Here is a 16,744-nt window from a genome sequence, read left to right as displayed (position 1 = left end):
GACGTTTCGTTAAGACGTATGAATCAGGAGCGCGGCGGCCGAAAGTGTGAGCGGTTTCAGCGCCTGCCACGCTCCAATGTTTGATCTAGAGCCTTAGCCTCGGCCAAAGGCCCTAGGCGGCGATCAGGTGGGCGTCGGTCAGGGAGCGCCGGACGGCCCCGCCCAGCTCGCGCCACTCCTCGGCCAGTATGCCCAGCAGGACCACGTCGCGCGGCACGCCGTTCTTCAACACGTGGCCGCGCAGATAGCCTTCGCGCCGGAAACCCGAGGCGGCCTGGGCCTTCAGGGCCGCGTCGTTGTCGGCCATGACCTCGGCGAACACCTTGTGCAGGCCCAGCTCACCGAAGGCGCGGTCCAGGCCCAGCACCTGGGCGGCCCGCCCGACTCCCCTGCCCCGCGCTTCGGCCGAACCGAGGAACCAGTTCCAGGCCGCCCTGCGGTGATGGCTGAGCAGCCCCGTGAGCGTCAGGAGGCCGGAAGGCTCGCCGGACCGGACGATCATCCAGCCCCGCATGTCGGGATCGGTGCGCAGGGCCTGGAACCAGGCGGCGTGCGCCTCGTGGCTGGGAAAGGCCGCATCGGACATCCAGCGATCGACCTCGGGCTCGCCCCGCCACTTGAACAGGACCGCCTCGTCCTCATCCGTAAGATCGCGAAGGTCGATCATGCCGAGTCGTTTTCCCCAAACACCGCCACGGGAAGTCTACTATTCCCCGAGCGTCAGGCCTAGCTGCCGCCGTTGAACAGCGACAGGATGATCTGCGGCGCCTGGTTGGCGATCGACAGCGCCTGGGCGCCGAGCTGTTGCTTGACCTGCAGGGCCTGGAGGCGGGCGCTCTCCTTGGCCATGTCGGCGTCGACGAGGTTGCCCACGCCGCTTTCCAGCACATCGTTCAGCTTGGCGATGAAGGTGTTGTGGGCCTCGATCTGCTTGGCCTGCGAGCCGATCGAGCCCACGGCCTGGTTCACCGCGCTCAGCGAGGCGTCCAGGCGCGTCAGCACCGCGGACGCCTGGGTCATGGTGCTGATGTTGTCGGTCGCCGTCAGGGTGTTGATCGTGCCGCCCAGCGACAGGTTCTGCAGGCTCAGGGTGATCGAGGTGGCGGCGTTGGCGTCGGCCAGGAAGGTGATGTTGGCCGGCTGGCTGCCGTTCAGGATGTTGGCGCCGTCGAAGGTGGCGCTGTTGATGACCTGGGTCATGTTCTTGAGCAGGCCCTGGAAGTCGGCGTTCAGGGCCTTGCGCGACGAGGTCGACAGCGAGGTGTCCTTGGCCGCGACCACCTTCTCGCGCATCTGGGTCAGCAGGTCCGAGACCGACTCCCCGGCCGCCAGGGCCACGTCGGTGATCGAGGTCGCGCGGTCCAGGCTCATCTTCACGGCCGACAGGGCCGACCGGTCGGCGCGCTGGTCCTGGGCGATCGACCAGACGGCCGCGTTATCCTTGGCGCTGGAGATCGCCAGACCGGTGTTGATGCGGCTCTGGACGCCGGCCATCTCGTCGTTGGTCTTGTTCAGATTCTGCAGGGCGATCAGCGCAGGCTGATTGGTGTTCACGCTGAGCGTCATCACAGTCTCCGAACGGCGTTTCTTGCCAATGGGGCTCGGAACGCGATTCGGCGGCCGAGCAGGTCGACCGTGAGACTGCGGCTCGGGGAGTAAGAATATGGTTAACGCGCGTAAACCATGTTTTGCCTGCGACGTCGGGTCGCGGCATGGCTGGCCTCGCGGGGCGGCCTTCAGGTCAGGCCGTCGAAGACCTCACCCGGACCGTAGTGCTCCGCCTGCATGAACCGCAGAACGTCCTCACGCGGGAACTGCTGCAGGATGTCGCCGGTCCGCCGGTCCACCGTCTTGTAGACGTAGGTGCCGGTCGTGGCGTCCTGCTCGATCACCAGGCGCAGGTCGCCGGGCTGCGGCCCATCGGCCACGGGCGGCTTTTCCTTGGGCGCAGAAACGGCGGCGCCGCCCGCGGAGAAACCCGGGGCGGTGGATGGAGCATTCGAGGCGGGCGCGGACGGTTCGGTCGTGACGGGCGTCAACGCAACTCTGTTTTCCATAACTCCTCTCGCGGCCGGGTCACGGCCGCGCCTCTAGTGGACCCTCCCCTCCGGCCAATGCCCGAAGGAAAGGCGGAGGCGGACCCGAGGGCCCGCCTCCTTCTTCGTTCCTATCGGAACAGGCTGAGGATCGACGAAGACGACTGGTTGGCGATGGAGAGCGCCTGGATGCCCAGCTGCTGCTTGGTTTGCAGCGACTGCAGCTTGGCGCTTTCCTTGNCGGAACAGGCTGAGGATCGACGAAGACGACTGGTTGGCGATGGAGAGCGCCTGGATGCCCAGCTGCTGCTTGGTTTGCAGCGACTGCAGCTTGGCGCTTTCCTTGGCCAGGTCGGCGTCGACCAGGTTGCCCACGCCGGCGTCGAGGCTGTCTTGCAGCTTGCCGACGAAGGTCAGGTGGGTGTCCAGGCCGGTCGAGCTGGTGCCCAGCGAGGCCAGCTTGTTGGTCGCGGTGCCCAGGGCCTTGCTGACCGTGTCGACAGCCGGGCGGCCGAGCTGTNGCGTCGAGGCTGTCTTGCAGCTTGCCGACGAAGGTCAGGTGGGTGTCCAGGCCGGTCGAGCTGGTGCCCAGCGAGGCCAGCTTGTTGGTCGCGGTGCCCAGGGCCTTGCTGACCGTGTCGATCATGGCCTTGGCGGTCGTGGCGTCCGTGAAGGTCGTCGTGGCGGTCATGTTCAGGCCGGCCAGCGAAATGGTCTTGGAGGACACGGTGAACTGCGAACCGTCCGAATTGGCCAGGAAGGCCAGCTTGGTGGTCGAACCGTCAGCGATCGAGACGCCGTTGAACTTGGCGTTGGTGACGGCCTTGGTGATCTGGTCGCGCAGGCTGTTGAAGTCGGACTTCAGGGCGTTGAACGAANCCCGGAAGGGGTCGGGTGGGGGAGCCGTGTCCGAATTGGCCAGGAAGGCCAGCTTGGTGGTCGAACCGTCAGCGATCGAGACGCCGTTGAACTTGGCGTTGGTGACGGCCTTGGTGATCTGGTCGCGCAGGCTGTTGAAGTCGGACTTCAGGGCGTTGAACGAAGCGGTGTTCAGCGAGGTGTCGGAAGCGGCCAGGGCCTTTTCCTTCATCTTGCCCAGCAGGTCGGTGACGGTGTCGCCGGCGGCCAGGGCCACGTCGATCGTCGATTGACCGCGTTGCAGCGAGTCCTTGACGGCGTTCAGGGAGTTGGCGGTGGTCGACTGGTTCTTGGCCATCGCCCAGATCGCGCCGTTGTCCTTGGCGTTGCCGACCTTCTTNAGCGAGTCCTTGACGGCGTTCAGGGAGTTGGCGGTGGTCGACTGGTTCTTGGCCATCGCCCAGATCGCGCCGTTGTCCTTGGCGTTGCCGACCTTCTTACCGGTGTTGATGCGTTGTTGCGTGACCTGAAGTTCCGAGTTCGTGGCGTTCAGGTTCTGCAGGGCGATCATCGCGCCCGAGTTCGTGTTGATGCTATTCAGAGCCATTTCGGCAGGTTCCTATTCAAGGGATCCGACGTCATTTTGACTGCCGGGAGCATTTTGCTCGAGGAACCAGGAAGCAATGACCGGGCCAAAGATGCCCAGTAGGCAAAAATCGCCAAACCCTTGAAATAAATACGTTATAGAACTGTTTACCACGTCACGGGCCGGCAAATACTGCCGAGCATTTGGCCGTATGGGCAGATTTTGCCGGGCAACTTCAGGACGGGATCGGAGAACCTCGACGAGCCCAGGCCAAAAAAAAGAAATGCCGGACGGCCCGTGGGCCGTCCGGCTTTGATCGCTTCCTTGAGCCTAGCGCCCGATCACTTGAACAGTGAAAGGATCGACTGAGGCGTCTGGTTCGCGATCGACAGAGCTTGCACACCCAGCTGCTGCTTGGTCTGCAGCGATTGCAGCTTGGCGCTTTCCTTGGCCAGGTCAGCGTCAACAAGGTTGCCCACGCCGGCGTCCAGGCTGTCCTGCAGCTTGCCCACGAAGGTCAAGTGCATGTCCAGGCCGGTCGAGCTGGTGCCCAGGTTCGCCAACTTGTTCGTCGCCGTCGTCATCGCCGTGGTCATGGTGGTGATCATGGTCTTGGCGGCGGCGGCGTTCGCGAAGGTCGAACCGGCGGTCAGACCCAGGCCGACGAGCGACAGGGTCTTCGCGCTCACCGTGTAGGCGACGCCATCCGAGTTGCTGAGGAACTGCAACTTGGAAGTGGTGCCGTCCACGAGGCTGACGCCGTTGAACTTGGCGTTGGTGACAGCCTTGGTGATCTGGTCGCGCAGCGAGGTGAAATCGGAAACCAGGGCATTGAACGAAGCGGTGTTCAGCGAGGTGTCGGAAGCGGCCAGGGCCTTTTCCTTCATCTTGCCGAGCAGATCGGTGATGGTGTCGCCAGCGGCAAGGCCCACGTCGATCGTCGATTGTCCGCGCTGGAGCGAGTCCTTCACGGCGTTCAACGAGCTCGACGTCGCGCTTTGCATCTTGGCCATCGACCAGATCGCGCCGTTGTCCTTGGCGTTGCCGATCTTCTTGCCGGTGTTGATGCGTTGCTGAGTGGTTTGGAGCTCCGAGTTGGTTGCGTTCAGGTTTTGCAGCGCGATCATCGCGCCGGCATTGGTGTTGATCGAGTTCATCATGGTGGTTGCTCGCCATTTTGGGAGGAGTGCCCCGGCGTTTTGCCGGTCGGGCGTTTTGCCCACGGAACCCATCGCAAGCGGCGGGCCACTCGGCGCCCGCTTCGAAATAAAGTTAATATACTGATTTTAATGAGTATTTTTCGGCCAAGCTCCGAACGCGAAACCGCCCGGCGAATGCAGAATTCGCCGGGCGGCAGGTTTTACCGGAGAGGTTTTGACGGGAGGCGGAGACCGCCCTCCCCGCCTAGAGCGTTTCCCGACCTGATGACATCAGGCCGGGCGCTCTAGCTTTTGTTTTGGCATGTTTTCTTCACGCGAACCGGTATCCGCTTCGCTCGGAAACGCTCTGGCTAGGCCGCGTCGGCGCGACCGGCCAGGCCCTGCATGATCATGCGGTTGATCTCGATGAGGGGCTCGAAGTCCTCCTCCTTGCGCATGATCGCGCTGGAGTGACGGCCGACCCACAGGCTGAGCGAGATGATGCTGGCCCGAAGCTGCATAGGCAGCGTGTTTTCGGGCAGCGAACAGTCGGTCGCCAGCGCCGACCAGACACGCCGGTTCCAGTCGAGCGCATCGATTCTCGTCGCGATATCGTCCGTCGGAGCCTCCGACGCCACCATCAAGGCGCGCGTCACCTGACCGAACAGACGGTACTCCATCTCACGCGGGTTTTCAGTCCGCGTCGCCGTCTGCTGGTACGCCCGAAGAGACATGCCCCAACCTCTCATCTTCGTATTCGATTAACTTACGGCTCAGCATCAGCGCCCGGTAGTATTCGCGCGCCATGACATGCTTCGAAATCGCGATGCAGTCGCTCAGCACGACCGGATTGCGGACGACCCCCATGAACTCGGTCAGACGGGTCGCGAACTCTTCGTACTGACGCTCGGCGGCCGCCTCGTCCAGGTACATCATCATGACCGGGAAATAGATGTGGCGCGCCGGCGTGGTCACTTCGTCGAGCTGCATGATGTCTTTTTCACGCAGCACCGAGGCCTTATTCTGCAACACCAGAACGCCGCGACGGTCGCCGTTCTGGACCACCGCCCCGTTCAGCACGAATTTCTCGCCGGGTTTCAGCGACAGCTTCAATGGCACAGGGCCGCTCCCTCTTGCATTGCTGTGTCGCCCCACCCCGTCGACATGACGGCTCGGCCAGAAACTAGGCGGAGGCGGTTAACGTCCCCTTGCCAGACCTGCGACCGTGAGACGCAGCTTAGGACACAATTAAGCATACTGACCCAGAGGATGACTCTCTCCAATCGCCAAGGCCTCAATCATGTCACGCAGTCGCGACGCCCAGATCTCGACCAGCGCCCTGGCGATGGCCCAGGAAGCGGTGGCCCAGGCCGTCAATCTGGGGTTCAAGGCCGCCGCCGTCGGCGACGCGGCCTCGGTCGACGCCTTGGCGCGCCTGAACCGCGAAACCACCGAGGTCCACAACGAAAAAACCGCCAAGCTGCTGGCCCAGTCGATCCACGCCATGCAGAATCGCGACTTCGCCAAGGGCGAGAAGCTGGCGCTCAAGGCGCTGGAGCGCGACGACCGGCTGGGCGTGGCCTGGCACGTGCTGGGCATCGCCCGCGAAAAGACCGGCGACTTCGCCGGTTCGATGCGTTGCTACGAGGCGGCCCTGACGCTACTGCCGCGCCACGGGGCGGTAGCCGGCGACCTGGGGCGGCTGGCCTTCCGCATGGACATGCCGGAAATCGCCGCCAAGTTCTTCATCCACTATCTGCGGGAACGCCCCGACGACCTGGAGGGGATCAACAACCTGGCCTGCGCCCTGCGCGAGCTGAACCGCTGCGACGAGGCCATCGACGTCCTGCGCCCAGCCATCCAGGCCAATCCCGAGCAGCCGCTGCTGTGGAACACCCTGGGCACGGTGATGTGCAGCTTGGGCGACGGCCAGACCGGCGTGACCTTCTTCGACGAGACACTGCGGCTGGCTCCGCAGTTCGGCAAGGCCTACCACAACCGCGCCTACGCCAAGATCGACCTGGGCGATGTCGAGGGCGCCCTGGCCGACTGCGAATCGGCCATCGCCGTGGCCGAGTCGGCCGAGGACCTGGCCACCATGCAGTTTGGCCGCGCCACCATCCTGCTGGCCCTGGGCCGGGTGGAGGAAGGCTGGAAGGTCTATGAGGGCCGTTTCTCCAAGGATCTGGTCGAGGCGCCGCGCTTCACCATCGAGGGCGCGCGCTGGGAGCCGGGCATGGACATGGCCGGCAAGTCCCTGATGATCTGCGCCGAACAGGGGCTGGGCGACGAGGTGATGTTCGCCAACATGCTGCCCGACGTCATCGAGGCCCTGGGCCCCGCGGGCAAGCTGTCGATCGCCGTCGAGCGCCGCCTGGTCCCGCTGTTCCAGCGCTCCTTCCCCCAGGCCAGCGTCACCGCCCACCGCACCGTCTCCTACGAGGGCCGGGTCTATCGCGGCGCGCCGGAGATCGAGGACTGGAGCGCGATCGACCTGTGGACCCCGATGGGCACGCTGCTGGAGACCTTCCGCCCCAGCGTCGCGTCGTTCCCGGACCGTCCGAACTTCCTGATCGCCGATCCTGCCCGCGTCGAGCATTGGCGGCGAGAGCTGGAGAACGCCCCCAAGGGCCCGAAGGTCGGCCTGTTGTGGAAGAGCCTGAAGCTGAACGGCGAACGCGCCCGGCAGTTCTCGCCCTTCAGGCTGTGGCGGCCGGTGTTCGAGACGCCGGGACTGAGCTTCGTCAATCTGCAGTACGGCGACTGCGCCGAGGAAATCGCCCTGGCCCGGGAAGAGTTCGGCGTCGACATCTGGCAGCCGCCGGGCATCGACCTGAAGCAGGACCTCGACGACGTCGCCGCCCTGTGCTGCGCCATGGACCTGATCGTCGGCTTCTCGAACGCCACCACCAACCTGGGCGGCGCCTGCGGCGCGCCGATCTGGATGCTGACGGGCGCTTCGTCCTGGACTCGGCTCGGCGCCCAGACCTATCCCTGGTACCCGCAGACCCGCTGCTTCATCACGCCGGACTACAAGGACTGGGATCCGACGATGCAGGAAGTCGGCGAGGCGCTGAAGGCCCGATACCCCGCCTAGCCGCTCAGACCGAGGACCGCCCTTGCCGCTCGCCATCCTCCAGGCCCGCATGTCGTCGACGCGGCTTCCCGGCAAGGTCCTGGCCGACCTGGCGGGCGCGCCGATGATCCTGCGGCAGATCGAACGGCTGCGGCGCTCGACGCACCTGCGGCGGATCGTCGTCGCCACGTCCGACCAGGTCAGCGACGATCCCCTCGCCGACGTCCTGGATGCGGCGGGCGTCCCAGTGTTCCGGGGCTCGCTGGACGACGTCCTGAGCCGGTTCATGGGCGCGATCCAGACCTTTGGCCCGACCCGTACGGTGGTGCGGCTGACCGCCGACTGCCCACTGGCCGACCCGGCGTTGATCGACCAGACCCTGGCGTTGCACCTGCGCTCGGGCGCCGACTACACCTCCAACACCCCGGCCCGCCGCAGCTATCCCAAGGGCCTGGACGTCGAGGTCTTCGAGGCCGTGGCGCTGAAGGTGGCCGCCGCCGAGACGTCCGATCCCTACGACCACGAGCACGTCACCCCATTCCTTTACCGGCATCCGGAGCGGTTCAGGATCCAGGGTCTGGAGCAGGCGGCCGACGAAGGCGACGTGCGCTGGACGGTGGACCGCCCCGACGACCTGGACTTCGTGCGGGCGGTGTATGCTGGGCTGTACACCGCGAATCCGGCCTTCACGTCCGACGACGTGCGCGCCTTCGTGCGCGGCCGGCCGGACCTGGCCGATCTTGGGGGAGACCGCCGCGTATGACCGCTTCGCACACCGTGGTGCTTCGCGACGTGACCGAGAACGACCGCCGGAGGCTGCGCGACTGGCGTAACAGCCCCGAGGTCGCGGCCTTCATGTATTCCGACCACCAGATCGGCCAGGCCGAGCACGATCGCTGGTTCGGCGGCATGGCCGGCGACACGCGCCGCCGCTACTGGGTGATCGAGGTCGACGGCGAGCCGGTGGGCCTGGCCAACCTGGCCGACATCGACCCGCACAATCGCCGCTGCGCCTGGGCCTACTACCTGGCCAGCCCCTCGGTGCGGGGTCTGGGCGTCGGCTCGTACATCGAGTTCTGGGTCATCGAATACGTCTTCAAAACCCTGGGCTTCGGCAAACTCTGGTGCGAGGTGCTGCTGACCAACGAGGCCGTCTGGAAACTGCACGAACGCTACGGCTTCCAACGCGAGGCGCTGTTCCGCCACCACGTGATCAAGGACGGCGCGCCGGCCGACGTGGTCGGGCTGGGGCTGCTGGCGACGGACTGGCCGGCCCGACGGGACGAGATGGCCCAGCGCCTGCTGGCCAAGGGCTACGCCCTTCCTTTCGCCTGAACGTCACGGAACATCGCCACGGGCGATGGATTGAATCCGGGCGGCGAAGGCGCGCGGGCCTTCGCAGGCCCAGGAGCCCCGTCATGCCCACCGACACAGACCCCGACGCCCAGGACACCGCCGAGGTCCTGGATGAAACCAACCTCACCGACGATGGCGAGGACATCGCCAATTTCGACAACATCGAGGACGTTCTCGATGTCACCCAGGCCGAGGGCGACAGCGACGAGGATGAGGAAGACCTCGATGACCTCGACGACGAGGATTTCGCCGAGATCGACGACGAGCTGGAAGCCGAGCGCGACGACGAAGGCCTGGATGTCGAGCGCGAGCCGCTGGACGTCATTTCCGAGGACGAGGACGACGCCATCGCCGATGACGCGGACCGGCCGGCGGACTTCGAGGCCTGAATGCGTCTCTTAGGTGAGAGCAGCGACTTCTGGCTCGGCGCCAGCCGCGTGATGTGTGCTTCCAGTCCCGTCAAGGACGATCGATCAACCAAGGGGCTCAGCCTCGAACACCTTCTGGATGATCCGCCAGCGTCCGTTGATGAAGAAGCATGACAGCAGGTCCGTAACCTCACGGGGCGGGATCCGAAGACGGAGCTGAAGAAGCGCCATGTTGCGGGCGAGATTGATGGAGATAATTCGGTCTTGCCGCTCGACGCCGGCTTGTCGGGGCGCTTTCATCGCCCGAACGGTGTCGAGCCAGGCGGCGATGGGGGTAACGACCACGGAGTCATTTTCGCCCATGCGCGTGACGGTGCTCGCCTCGTGGAAGATGGCTGCGAACTTGTCGGCGTCCATGTCATATGCCGCGTCGAAGTAGGTTTGGGCCAAGTCGGCCAACCCGCCTATGCCTTTCGATTGGGTGTCGAGCGTGGTCATGTCGGCTCCGTTACAGTCTAGAACCGCTGTCCTTTAGAACGTTGAGCGGCAGTGTTTAACCGGCGCGCGCTAATCAGCGTTTGAAGTTGATCTTCCTAATCCAAGGCGACCATGGACGCTCCCCTGCCGTCTGCTAGCGACTTCAATCAGCTCCGTGCGTTCGTGGCTGTCGCCGGCTCGCTCAATTTCAGTCGCGCCGCCGAGAAGCTCGGCGTGTCGTCTTCGGCGCTGAGCCAGATGGTCCGCGGGCTTGAGGAGCGCGTAGGCGTCAACCTGCTAAATCGGACCACGCGCAGCGTTTCCCTGACCGAAGCGGGCGCCAAGCTTCTCGAGCGCGTGAAACCGGCCGTCGAGCAGCTCGGGGAGGCCTTGAGCGAAACGCGTGAGGGTCGGGCCCATCCTGCCGGGACCGTGCGGATGCACTGCTTCCGCACAGCCGCGGAGCTTTACCTCACGCCCATGTTGCGGGCCTTCAACAACGCCTATCCGCTGGTGGTGCTCGACGTCACGCTGGACGATACCGTCGTGGACATCGTGGCTGAGGGATATGACGTTGCCATTCGGATCGGCGAGGTCATCGATAAAGACCTCATCGCGGTGAGACTCGGTCCCAACTTGCGTCAGACCGCGGTCGCGTCACCGGAGTATCTCGCCCGGCGCGGAGCGCCAGCCCACCCGCGAGACCTGCTCACCCACAACTGCATCGGCTGGCGATGGCCGGGGCAAAAGGCCCGCTACAAATGGGAGTTCATGGAGAACGGCAAGTGGTTCGAGGTCGCCGTGGAAGGGCCGGTCGTCTCGAATGAGAAGGCGTTCGGAGTACAGGCGGCGGTAGACGGGCTCGGCATAGCCTTCGCCAGCGAGCATCTGATCAATGGGCACATTTCCGAAGGCCGACTCGTTCCTGTGCTCGAGGCCTGGTCGGCGCGCTTTCCTGGCTACTATCTCTGTTATCCAGCCCAGCGGCGGATGGCTCCAGCGCTCCGCGCGCTTATCGACGCCATCCGTCGGGAAGGCGGCGGCGGGCGATGTCCATTGAACCTGGCCGGTCCCGATGCCTAGATAGTCCTCGCCGCGAGGAGGTCTCCGATGTCCGATCCCAAGCCTGAAACCGAAGTCGAAGCGCCCCGCGAGGATCTCGAGGAACAGCTCGAGGAAGGCCTGGAGGACAGCTTCCCGGCCAGCGATCCGCCGTCCGCCGCCCGCCGCCATCGCGCGCCGCCGACGGAAACCGACAAGCCGGCTTGATCCCGGCGACCGTTGGTCTGTAGGTTACCTGTGATTTGAACAACTGTTCGAGGCGTCCTCTTTCGAGACGCCGTCAGGAAACTTGCATGAACGCGCGCTTTGAAGGCACCGCCGACTACGTCGCCACCGATGACCTGAAGGTCGCCGTCAACGCCGCCGTGGCGTTGGAACGGCCCCTGCTGATCAAGGGCGAGCCTGGCACCGGTAAGACCGTGCTGGCCTACGAGGTGGCCAAGGCGATGGGCGCGCCGCTGCTGACCTGGCACATCAAATCGACCACCAAGGCCCAGCAAGGCCTCTACGAATACGACGCCGTCACCCGTCTGCGCGACAGCCAGCTGGGCGACGAGCGGGTCAAGGACGTCAAGAACTACATCAAGAAGGGCAAGCTCTGGGAGGCCTTCGAGGCCCCCGTGCGCCCCGTGCTGCTGATCGACGAGATCGACAAAGCCGACATCGAGTTCCCCAACGACCTGCTGCAGGAACTGGATCGCAACGAGTTCTACGTCTACGAGACCAACGAGACGATCGCCGCCAAGGTGCGCCCGATCATCATCATCACCTCCAACAACGAGAAGGAACTGCCGGACGCCTTCCTGCGTCGCTGCTTCTTCCACTACATCCGCTTCCCCGAGGAGGCGACGATGCAGGCCATCGTCGACGTCCACTTCCCGGGCATCAAGCAGAAGCTGGTCGCCGAGGCCCTGCGGATCTTCTACGACATGCGCAAGGTGCCGGGCCTGAAGAAGAAGCCCTCCACGTCCGAGCTTCTGGACTGGCTGAAGCTGCTGCTGGTCGAGGACATCGACGAAACCACACTGCGCGAGAAGGATCCGACCAAGCTGATCCCGCCGCTGCACGGGGCCCTGCTGAAGAACGAGCAGGACGTCCACCTGTTCGAGCGCCTGGCCTTCCTGGCCCGTCGCGAGGGCTCCGGCGCGCGGCCGGGGCAATAGACCTCGGGGGATCACGGCCTTACCGCGATTTCATTGGACCTTCCGTCGTCGCAGGACCAGTTTCCCGCCGAACGGGAGGACATCTCATGCGACACCTGACGCTGCTCGCCGCGGCCGCGAGCCTCGTGGCTCTGGGCGCCTGCTCGCCCAGGGTCGATGTCCGCCACGATCGGCCGACGCGACCGGGCAAGCATGAGCCGCTGCGGGCGATCAGCAAGCTCGACTGCCCCGACAAGCAGGGCGAACTGCGGCGCGTCAGCGTCGCCGCCGACGGCCAGAGCTGCCTCTACGAGGGCCAGAACGCCGAGGTGGCCCTGCGCCTGGTGACCCTGAACGGCGGTGACGCCGAGGCCGCCCTGGCGCCGATCGAGACCGACCTGAAGGCCCTGATGCCGGCCGTGACCGCGCCCCCGCCGCCCCCGGCCTCGCCCGGCGGCAAGCCGCGCGGCGAGAGCGCCAGGATCAGCCTGCCCGGCGTCAAGATCGACGCCCACGACAAGGGCGCCGACATTCAGATCGGCGGGCTGACGATCAACGCCAACGACGGCTCGGCCGAGGTCAAGGTCTCCAAGAACGTCACGATCCGCGACGGCGACAGCGAAAGACGGGTCAGCGAACGCGCCAGCGCCGGCAAGTCGACGGTCAGCGTCAAGTCCAGCACCGACGACGAAGGCGATATCGACATCCACGCCAACGACGACGGCGCCCAGATTCGCCAGCGCAAGCGCGGCGACGGCGTGCGCGCCACCCTGATCCTGGCCAGCGACAAGGCGACCAGCGGCTACCGCGTGGTCGGCTACGAGGCCCGCGGCCCCAAGGGCGGCCCGCTGGCCGTGGCGGTCGTCAAGGCCAAGGGCCGCGACGGCAGCGACCACGACATCTTCGAGGACATGAAGACGCTGGTGAGACACAACGTCGGGGGGTGAGGCCGACTTGCCCCCTCAGACCGGCGTCACCTCCATCACCTTGTAGGTCAGGGGCCGACCGTCCTCGTCGGTGACGGTGACATATTCGCCCAGCGCGAACCGATGCTCGCCCAGGCGATGCACCGGCTCGTCGTCGATGTCCTCGCCCTCGTCATAGTCGAAGAACCAGCGCTCGCCCTTGCGGGCCAGGCGGCCGTCGGCGGCGGCTTCGTCAGGGGCGAAACGGCGCACGACGCACTCGCCCTTGGCCTTGGCGTAGGCGGCGGCGTCCAGCAGCCCGTCCTCGGTCAGCGGCGCGGTCAGGGCGTAACCCCGGTGGTCGTCGCCCCCCGCGAACTCGGTGCCGGGATTGCGGGCCAGACGCATGACGATACGCGACAGGGACATTGAACGTCCTCCTTCTTCTCTGAAAACAGGCGCTTAGTGCGACAGGAACAGCGACGGGCCGTCGCTGTTCAGCAGGCTGCGCGTGGTGCCGCCGAAGATGAACTCCTGCAGGCGCGGATGGCCGAAGGCCCCGGCCACCAGCATGTCGGCGCCCACCTCGCGAGCCGCGCCCAGCAACAGGCCGGCCGCGTCGCCCGAACCGGTCAGCACCCGCGCCGTGGCGGTGACGCCGCGCGCCGCCAGGAACTGGACCAGGCGATCGAGGTCGAAACTGCGCGACGAAGCGTCCGGCGCGCCGGCCACCACCACGCTCGAGGCCTTCTCCAGCAGCGGCAGGGCGGTGCGCAGGGCCCGGCTGGCCTCCTTGCCGCCGTCCCAGGCGACCAGCACGGTCCCGCCGACCTTCAGGCCGGGCCGGGCCACCACGACGGGCCGCTGTTCGTCGGCGATCATCTGCTGGAAGCACTCCGCCAATGGCCCCTTGCCGCGCGCCGCGGCGCTGTCGAAGACGACGACGTCCGACAGCCGGCCTTCCATGGCCAAACCGGCCCAGACCGGCGAATCCAGGCTGACGGCCTTGGCCCGGGCGTAGCCGAGTTCAGCCACCAGCTTTTCCACCGAGTGACGGCCCTCGACCGCGGCTTCCTTGAGGCTTTCCAGGGCCGTGACCTGCACGCCGCCCATGAAGCCCTCGCCCATCCAGGGCATCAGGTCGGCCATGTCGGCGGGCGCGTGGACACAGGCCAGTTCCGCGTCGAAACCCTCGGCCAGGATCCTGGCCGAGGCCAGCAAGCCCCGGTCGGCGGCCACGCCGGCCAGCGGCGCCATGATTCTCGCCCAGCTCATGATCGATCTCCTTGATCCAAGCATTTCCACAGCTGACGACCGGCTCCGCATTGATCTTTGTCAACCAATGGGTCAGTCAAACCTAGGGCGGCCGAACACGTCTGCGGCCACCTTCACTGTAAGGAACGATCTCGTGGCCAAAGGGCTGCATAAAAGCCCACCGAGGGCGTGGCAGCGGATGCTGTCGGGACGCAGGCTGGACCTGCTGGACCCCTCGCCCATGGACATCGAGATCGAGGACATCGCCCACGGCCTGGCCCGGGTGGCGCGCTGGAACGGCCAGACCATCGGCGAGCACGGCTTTTCGGTGGCCCAGCACAGCGTGGTGGTCGAGGAGATCGCCGCCCACATCAAGCCCGACCTCGAACCGAAATGGCGGCTGGCGGCCCTGCTGCACGACGCCAGCGAATACGTGATCGGCGACATGATCAGCCCGTTCAAGGCGGCCCTGGGGGTCAGCTACAAGGACTTCGAGGCCCGGCTGGAGGACGCCATCCACATCCGCTTCGGCCTGCCGGTGAAGGTTCCCGCCCCGGTCAAGAAGCTGATCAAGTCGGCCGACCGGGCCTGCGCCTTCTTCGAGGCCACCCAGCTGGCCGGCTTCGACCACGCCGAGTCCCTGGCTATCTTCGGCGCGCCGCCCAATGGCTACGACCTGAAGATCACGCCCCTGCCGCCATTCGAGGCCCAGGCGCGCTACGTGCAGCGCTTTCACGTGCTGTCCAAGGCGGCGGGCTTCGAATCCGCGCCGAGCGAAGCGTTCGAGACCGAATGAACAGCCCGGTCGTCATCGGACTGTCGGCCGTGGTCGTGGCCATCCGCGACGGCGAGGCCGTGGTCCTGACGGTCCGCCCCCACGACGCGGTCACCGATGTCGCCAGCCCCCTGCCCGGCCTGCCGTTCGGCCTGTTCGACCCGCAGGCCCACCGCACCTTCGAACTGGGCCTGCGGGCCTTCGTCACCGAGCAGACCCGGTTCCAGCTGGGCTATGTCGAGCAGCTCTACACCTTCGGCGACGAGGGCCGCGACGCGCCCCGGGCCGAGATGGGGGCTGGCGCGGCGCGGGTGGTCTCGGTCGGCTATCTGGGCCTGACCCCCACGGCCGTCGAAACCCAGGCCCCCGACACCGCCTGGGCCCCGTGGTCGGCGTTCTTCCCCTGGGAGGACTGGCGTCATGGCCGCCCGGCCCTGCTCGACCACGCCATCGCCCCAGCCTTGCGCCGCTGGGCCGGCGACGACGCCGGCCAGTGGTCGCGCGCCCGCCTGGCCTTCGCCCTGGACGGCGCGCCGTGGAACGAGGAACGGGTGCTGGAGCGCTACGAGCTGCTCTACGAGGCCGGCCTGGCCCCCGAGGCCGCCCGCGACCGGGCCCGCGCCGAGGGCCATGACCCGGCCGAGCCGGCCGCCTTGTCCGCCGCCCTGGGCGAGCCGATGATCTCCGACCACCGCCGCATCCTGGCCACCGGCCTGTCGCGGCTGCGCGGCAAGATCAAGTACCGGCCGGTGGTGTTCGAGCTGATGCCGGCCGAGTTCACCCTTTCGGCCCTGCAGCGCACCGTCGAGGCCATCGCCGGCGTGCCGCTGCACAAGCAGAACTTCCGCCGCGTGGTCGAGCGCGAGGACCTGGTCGAGGGCCTGGGCCGCCAGGACGCCGACACCGGCGGCCGCCCGGCCGAACTGTTCCGCTTCCGCCGCGAAATCCTGGCGGCGCGGCCGGCCACGGGGCTGAGCCTGCCGCTGCTGCGGGAGTAGGCGTCGCCGCCGGCGGCGGGGATCACCGATCGCCTTGGCCCGGCGCGTTTTCCTCGGCCAAGCTGGCTGCCAGCCACCTGGCGATCGCGACCCGGATCGCCAAGTTTCTCTCGCGGCGGCTCGTCCATTCCGACCGCCCTCGATCACGGTCCTGAAAGTAGCCGATCCGCTTCCAGACCTCGCGATACCAATGGCCGATGCGCGCGGGAGTGCGCTCGGGATCGGGCTGGATCTCGCCGGACGCCAGCCTGGCCGCGCGGATACGGGCGTGGGTTCGGGAACGGGGCATGATGGGTCTCCTTGGACAGAGCATGGGCGCGGACGGGGACAGGCCCATGGGCCTGTCCCCAATCGTGGGCGCGGCCTGGCCGCCTCACGCGGCGGGCCGCTGAAGTTAGGGAGGGCTGCGGAGCGCCGGGCTGGGCCCGGAAGCTATTGAAGAAGATACCGTTTCGACTCAGACCGACGCTCCGCGCGACCGTTTTCCAGGAGCGCCCAGCGGTCGGCGTTGTTGACGCCTCGCCAGTCTTAGCCCCCGACGGGCGGGCCGGGCCCACGAAGCCCGGTCCCGGAACGCATGGGTCTCCCCATGCCTGTCGTCTCCCCGGCCCTCATCCAACGCCGTATCCGTGTTCCGCGCTCGGCCAGCACCAGATGGACGAAGTCACGACTCCTCGCGGAGCCGCCGCCGACGAGCGCGCCCGCTCGACCG

Annotated in this window: 20 protein-coding genes and 4 pseudogenes; 10 read left to right on the top strand and 14 right to left on the bottom strand. The window is 66.4% G+C overall.

The genetic code is table 11. From position 1 onward, the window contains the following. Positions 1-112 precede the first annotated feature (112 nt). The 10 genes and pseudogenes from pseH (ASD79_RS05210) to flbT all read right to left on the bottom strand — a co-directional run bounded on the left by pseH (ASD79_RS05210) (position 113) and on the right by flbT (position 5,738). Complete coding sequence (pseH, locus tag ASD79_RS05210; RefSeq protein WP_056719991.1) at positions 113-667, bottom strand: UDP-4-amino-4,6-dideoxy-N-acetyl-beta-L-altrosamine N-acetyltransferase; 555 nt, start codon at positions 665-667, stop codon at positions 113-115. 59 nt (positions 668-726) lie between these two features. After that, positions 727-1,566, bottom strand: a complete 840-nt coding sequence (locus ASD79_RS05205) for a flagellin (protein ID WP_056719990.1) — start codon at positions 1,564-1,566, stop codon at positions 727-729. Between the two features lie 170 nt (positions 1,567-1,736). After that, a complete protein-coding gene (locus ASD79_RS24895) occupies positions 1,737-1,928 on the bottom strand; it encodes a hypothetical protein (RefSeq protein WP_235524331.1) in 192 nt (63 codons plus the stop codon). A 239-nt stretch (positions 1,929-2,167) separates the two neighbouring features. After that, positions 2,168-2,276: pseudogene (locus tag ASD79_RS23750) on the bottom strand (flagellin); the annotation flags it as partial. Between the two features lies 1 nt (position 2,277). Then, positions 2,278-2,486: flagellin (locus ASD79_RS25500; protein WP_368664859.1), on the bottom strand; the 209-nt coding region annotated here is incomplete at its 3' end. Positions 2,487-2,915: 429 nt separating this feature from the next. Next, a pseudogene (locus ASD79_RS24890) lies at positions 2,916-3,294 on the bottom strand (flagellin); the annotation flags it as partial. A gap of 1 nt (position 3,295) precedes the next feature. Next, a pseudogene (locus tag ASD79_RS24885) lies at positions 3,296-3,501 on the bottom strand (flagellin); the annotation flags it as partial. Between the two features lie 320 nt (positions 3,502-3,821). After that, positions 3,822-4,640, bottom strand: coding sequence for a flagellin (locus ASD79_RS05190; protein ID WP_056719987.1), 819 nt, complete (start codon positions 4,638-4,640; stop codon positions 3,822-3,824). Positions 4,641-4,990: 350 nt separating this feature from the next. Continuing rightward, a complete protein-coding gene (flaF, locus tag ASD79_RS05185) occupies positions 4,991-5,353 on the bottom strand; it encodes a flagellar biosynthesis regulator FlaF (RefSeq protein WP_007670954.1) in 363 nt (120 codons plus the stop codon). Beyond that, positions 5,313-5,738 carry a flagellar biosynthesis repressor FlbT gene (flbT, locus tag ASD79_RS05180; protein ID WP_007670955.1) on the bottom strand — a complete coding sequence of 142 codons (426 nt, stop codon included), beginning with the start codon at positions 5,736-5,738 and terminating at the stop codon, positions 5,313-5,315. Before flbT ends, flaF begins: the two co-directional genes overlap by 41 nt. 181 nt (positions 5,739-5,919) lie before the next feature. On the opposite strand from flbT, the gene ASD79_RS05175 reads away from it, so the two are divergent. From ASD79_RS05175 to ASD79_RS05160, 4 genes are all read left to right on the top strand, one after another. Beyond that, positions 5,920-7,716: a tetratricopeptide repeat protein gene (locus ASD79_RS05175; protein ID WP_056719986.1), complete on the top strand. Its 1,797-nt coding sequence runs from the start codon at positions 5,920-5,922 to the stop codon at positions 7,714-7,716. A 22-nt stretch (positions 7,717-7,738) separates the two neighbouring features. Continuing rightward, on the top strand, positions 7,739-8,458 hold the full coding sequence (locus ASD79_RS05170; RefSeq protein ID WP_056719985.1) for an NTP transferase domain-containing protein: 720 nt from the start codon (positions 7,739-7,741) through the stop codon (positions 8,456-8,458). After that, positions 8,455-9,030 (top strand): UDP-4-amino-4,6-dideoxy-N-acetyl-beta-L-altrosamine N-acetyltransferase, encoded by a 576-nt coding sequence (gene pseH / locus ASD79_RS05165; RefSeq protein WP_056719984.1) that lies wholly within the window; start codon positions 8,455-8,457, stop codon positions 9,028-9,030. The genes ASD79_RS05170 and pseH (ASD79_RS05165) overlap by 4 nt, the downstream gene beginning before the upstream one ends. Before the next feature lie 83 nt (positions 9,031-9,113). Further along, positions 9,114-9,440: a hypothetical protein gene (locus ASD79_RS05160; RefSeq protein WP_056719983.1), complete on the top strand. Its 327-nt coding sequence runs from the start codon at positions 9,114-9,116 to the stop codon at positions 9,438-9,440. Between the two features lie 84 nt (positions 9,441-9,524). On the opposite strand, the gene ASD79_RS05155 is transcribed toward ASD79_RS05160, so the two are convergent. Next, positions 9,525-9,917, bottom strand: coding sequence for a nuclear transport factor 2 family protein (locus ASD79_RS05155; RefSeq protein ID WP_056719982.1), 393 nt, complete (start codon positions 9,915-9,917; stop codon positions 9,525-9,527). 111 nt (positions 9,918-10,028) lie between these two features. On the opposite strand from ASD79_RS05155, the gene ASD79_RS05150 reads away from it, so the two are divergent. The 4 genes from ASD79_RS05150 (at position 10,029) to ASD79_RS05140 (ending at position 13,047) form a co-directional block, all read left to right on the top strand. Next, a complete protein-coding gene (locus ASD79_RS05150) occupies positions 10,029-10,979 on the top strand; it encodes a LysR family transcriptional regulator (protein WP_056719981.1) in 951 nt (316 codons plus the stop codon). A gap of 27 nt (positions 10,980-11,006) precedes the next feature. Next, positions 11,007-11,165, top strand: a complete 159-nt coding sequence (locus ASD79_RS24555; protein ID WP_200952278.1) for a hypothetical protein — start codon at positions 11,007-11,009, stop codon at positions 11,163-11,165. An 86-nt stretch (positions 11,166-11,251) separates the two neighbouring features. Further along, positions 11,252-12,121: a MoxR family ATPase gene (locus tag ASD79_RS05145; protein WP_056719980.1), complete on the top strand. Its 870-nt coding sequence runs from the start codon at positions 11,252-11,254 to the stop codon at positions 12,119-12,121. 86 nt (positions 12,122-12,207) lie between these two features. Beyond that, the gene (locus ASD79_RS05140) at positions 12,208-13,047 is read left to right on the top strand and encodes a hypothetical protein (RefSeq protein ID WP_056719979.1); all 840 of its coding nucleotides are present in this window, start codon (positions 12,208-12,210) and stop codon (positions 13,045-13,047) included. Between the two features lie 15 nt (positions 13,048-13,062). Here ASD79_RS05140 and ASD79_RS05135 read toward each other — a convergent pair whose 3' ends face one another. After that, a complete protein-coding gene (locus ASD79_RS05135) occupies positions 13,063-13,434 on the bottom strand; it encodes a hypothetical protein (RefSeq protein WP_056719978.1) in 372 nt (123 codons plus the stop codon). Between the two features lie 33 nt (positions 13,435-13,467). Next, the gene (locus ASD79_RS05130; protein WP_056719977.1) at positions 13,468-14,280 is read right to left on the bottom strand and encodes a universal stress protein; all 813 of its coding nucleotides are present in this window, start codon (positions 14,278-14,280) and stop codon (positions 13,468-13,470) included. Between the two features lie 133 nt (positions 14,281-14,413). Here ASD79_RS05130 and ASD79_RS05125 point away from each other — a divergent pair, with 133 nt between their 5' ends. Together ASD79_RS05125 and ASD79_RS05120 are read left to right on the top strand one after the other, a co-directional pair. Continuing rightward, entirely contained in the window at positions 14,414-15,055 is a 642-nt protein-coding gene (locus tag ASD79_RS05125; protein ID WP_156400381.1) for a YfbR-like 5'-deoxynucleotidase, read from the top strand. Further along, positions 15,021-16,032, top strand: a pseudogene (locus ASD79_RS05120) (NAD regulator); the annotation flags it as partial. The gene ASD79_RS05125 and the pseudogene ASD79_RS05120, both read left to right, overlap by 35 nt. Before the next feature lie 22 nt (positions 16,033-16,054). Here ASD79_RS05120 and ASD79_RS05115 read toward each other — a convergent pair. Continuing rightward, entirely contained in the window at positions 16,055-16,321 is a 267-nt protein-coding gene (locus ASD79_RS05115) for a hypothetical protein (protein WP_056719974.1), read from the bottom strand. Positions 16,322-16,744 lie beyond the last annotated feature (423 nt).

It is taken from the genome of Caulobacter sp. Root655 (genome assembly GCF_001427665.1).
Classification (GTDB): Bacteria; Pseudomonadota; Alphaproteobacteria; order Caulobacterales; family Caulobacteraceae; genus Caulobacter.
Note: the sequence above shows the minus strand (reverse complement) of the source record. Positions and strands in the feature narration are given on the sequence as shown.

Coding starts and splice junctions, on each gene's coding strand:
- pseH (WP_056719991.1), bottom strand. CDS start 667: ATGATCGACCTTCGCGATCTTACGGATGAGGACGAGGCGGTCCTGTTC.
- ASD79_RS05205 (WP_056719990.1), bottom strand. CDS start 1,566: ATGACGCTCAGCGTGAACACCAATCAGCCTGCGCTGATCGCCCTGCAG.
- ASD79_RS05190 (WP_056719987.1), bottom strand. CDS start 4,640: ATGATGAACTCGATCAACACCAATGCCGGCGCGATGATCGCGCTGCAA.
- flaF (WP_007670954.1), bottom strand. CDS start 5,353: ATGTCTCTTCGGGCGTACCAGCAGACGGCGACGCGGACTGAAAACCCG.
- ASD79_RS05175 (WP_056719986.1), top strand. CDS start 5,920: ATGTCACGCAGTCGCGACGCCCAGATCTCGACCAGCGCCCTGGCGATG.
- pseH (WP_056719984.1), top strand. CDS start 8,455: ATGACCGCTTCGCACACCGTGGTGCTTCGCGACGTGACCGAGAACGAC.
- ASD79_RS05160 (WP_056719983.1), top strand. CDS start 9,114: ATGCCCACCGACACAGACCCCGACGCCCAGGACACCGCCGAGGTCCTG.
- ASD79_RS05155 (WP_056719982.1), bottom strand. CDS start 9,917: ATGACCACGCTCGACACCCAATCGAAAGGCATAGGCGGGTTGGCCGAC.
- ASD79_RS05150 (WP_056719981.1), top strand. CDS start 10,029: ATGGACGCTCCCCTGCCGTCTGCTAGCGACTTCAATCAGCTCCGTGCG.
- ASD79_RS24555 (WP_200952278.1), top strand. CDS start 11,007: ATGTCCGATCCCAAGCCTGAAACCGAAGTCGAAGCGCCCCGCGAGGAT.
- ASD79_RS05145 (WP_056719980.1), top strand. CDS start 11,252: ATGAACGCGCGCTTTGAAGGCACCGCCGACTACGTCGCCACCGATGAC.
- ASD79_RS05140 (WP_056719979.1), top strand. CDS start 12,208: ATGCGACACCTGACGCTGCTCGCCGCGGCCGCGAGCCTCGTGGCTCTG.
- ASD79_RS05135 (WP_056719978.1), bottom strand. CDS start 13,434: ATGTCCCTGTCGCGTATCGTCATGCGTCTGGCCCGCAATCCCGGCACC.
- ASD79_RS05130 (WP_056719977.1), bottom strand. CDS start 14,280: ATGAGCTGGGCGAGAATCATGGCGCCGCTGGCCGGCGTGGCCGCCGAC.
- ASD79_RS05115 (WP_056719974.1), bottom strand. CDS start 16,321: ATGCCCCGTTCCCGAACCCACGCCCGTATCCGCGCGGCCAGGCTGGCG.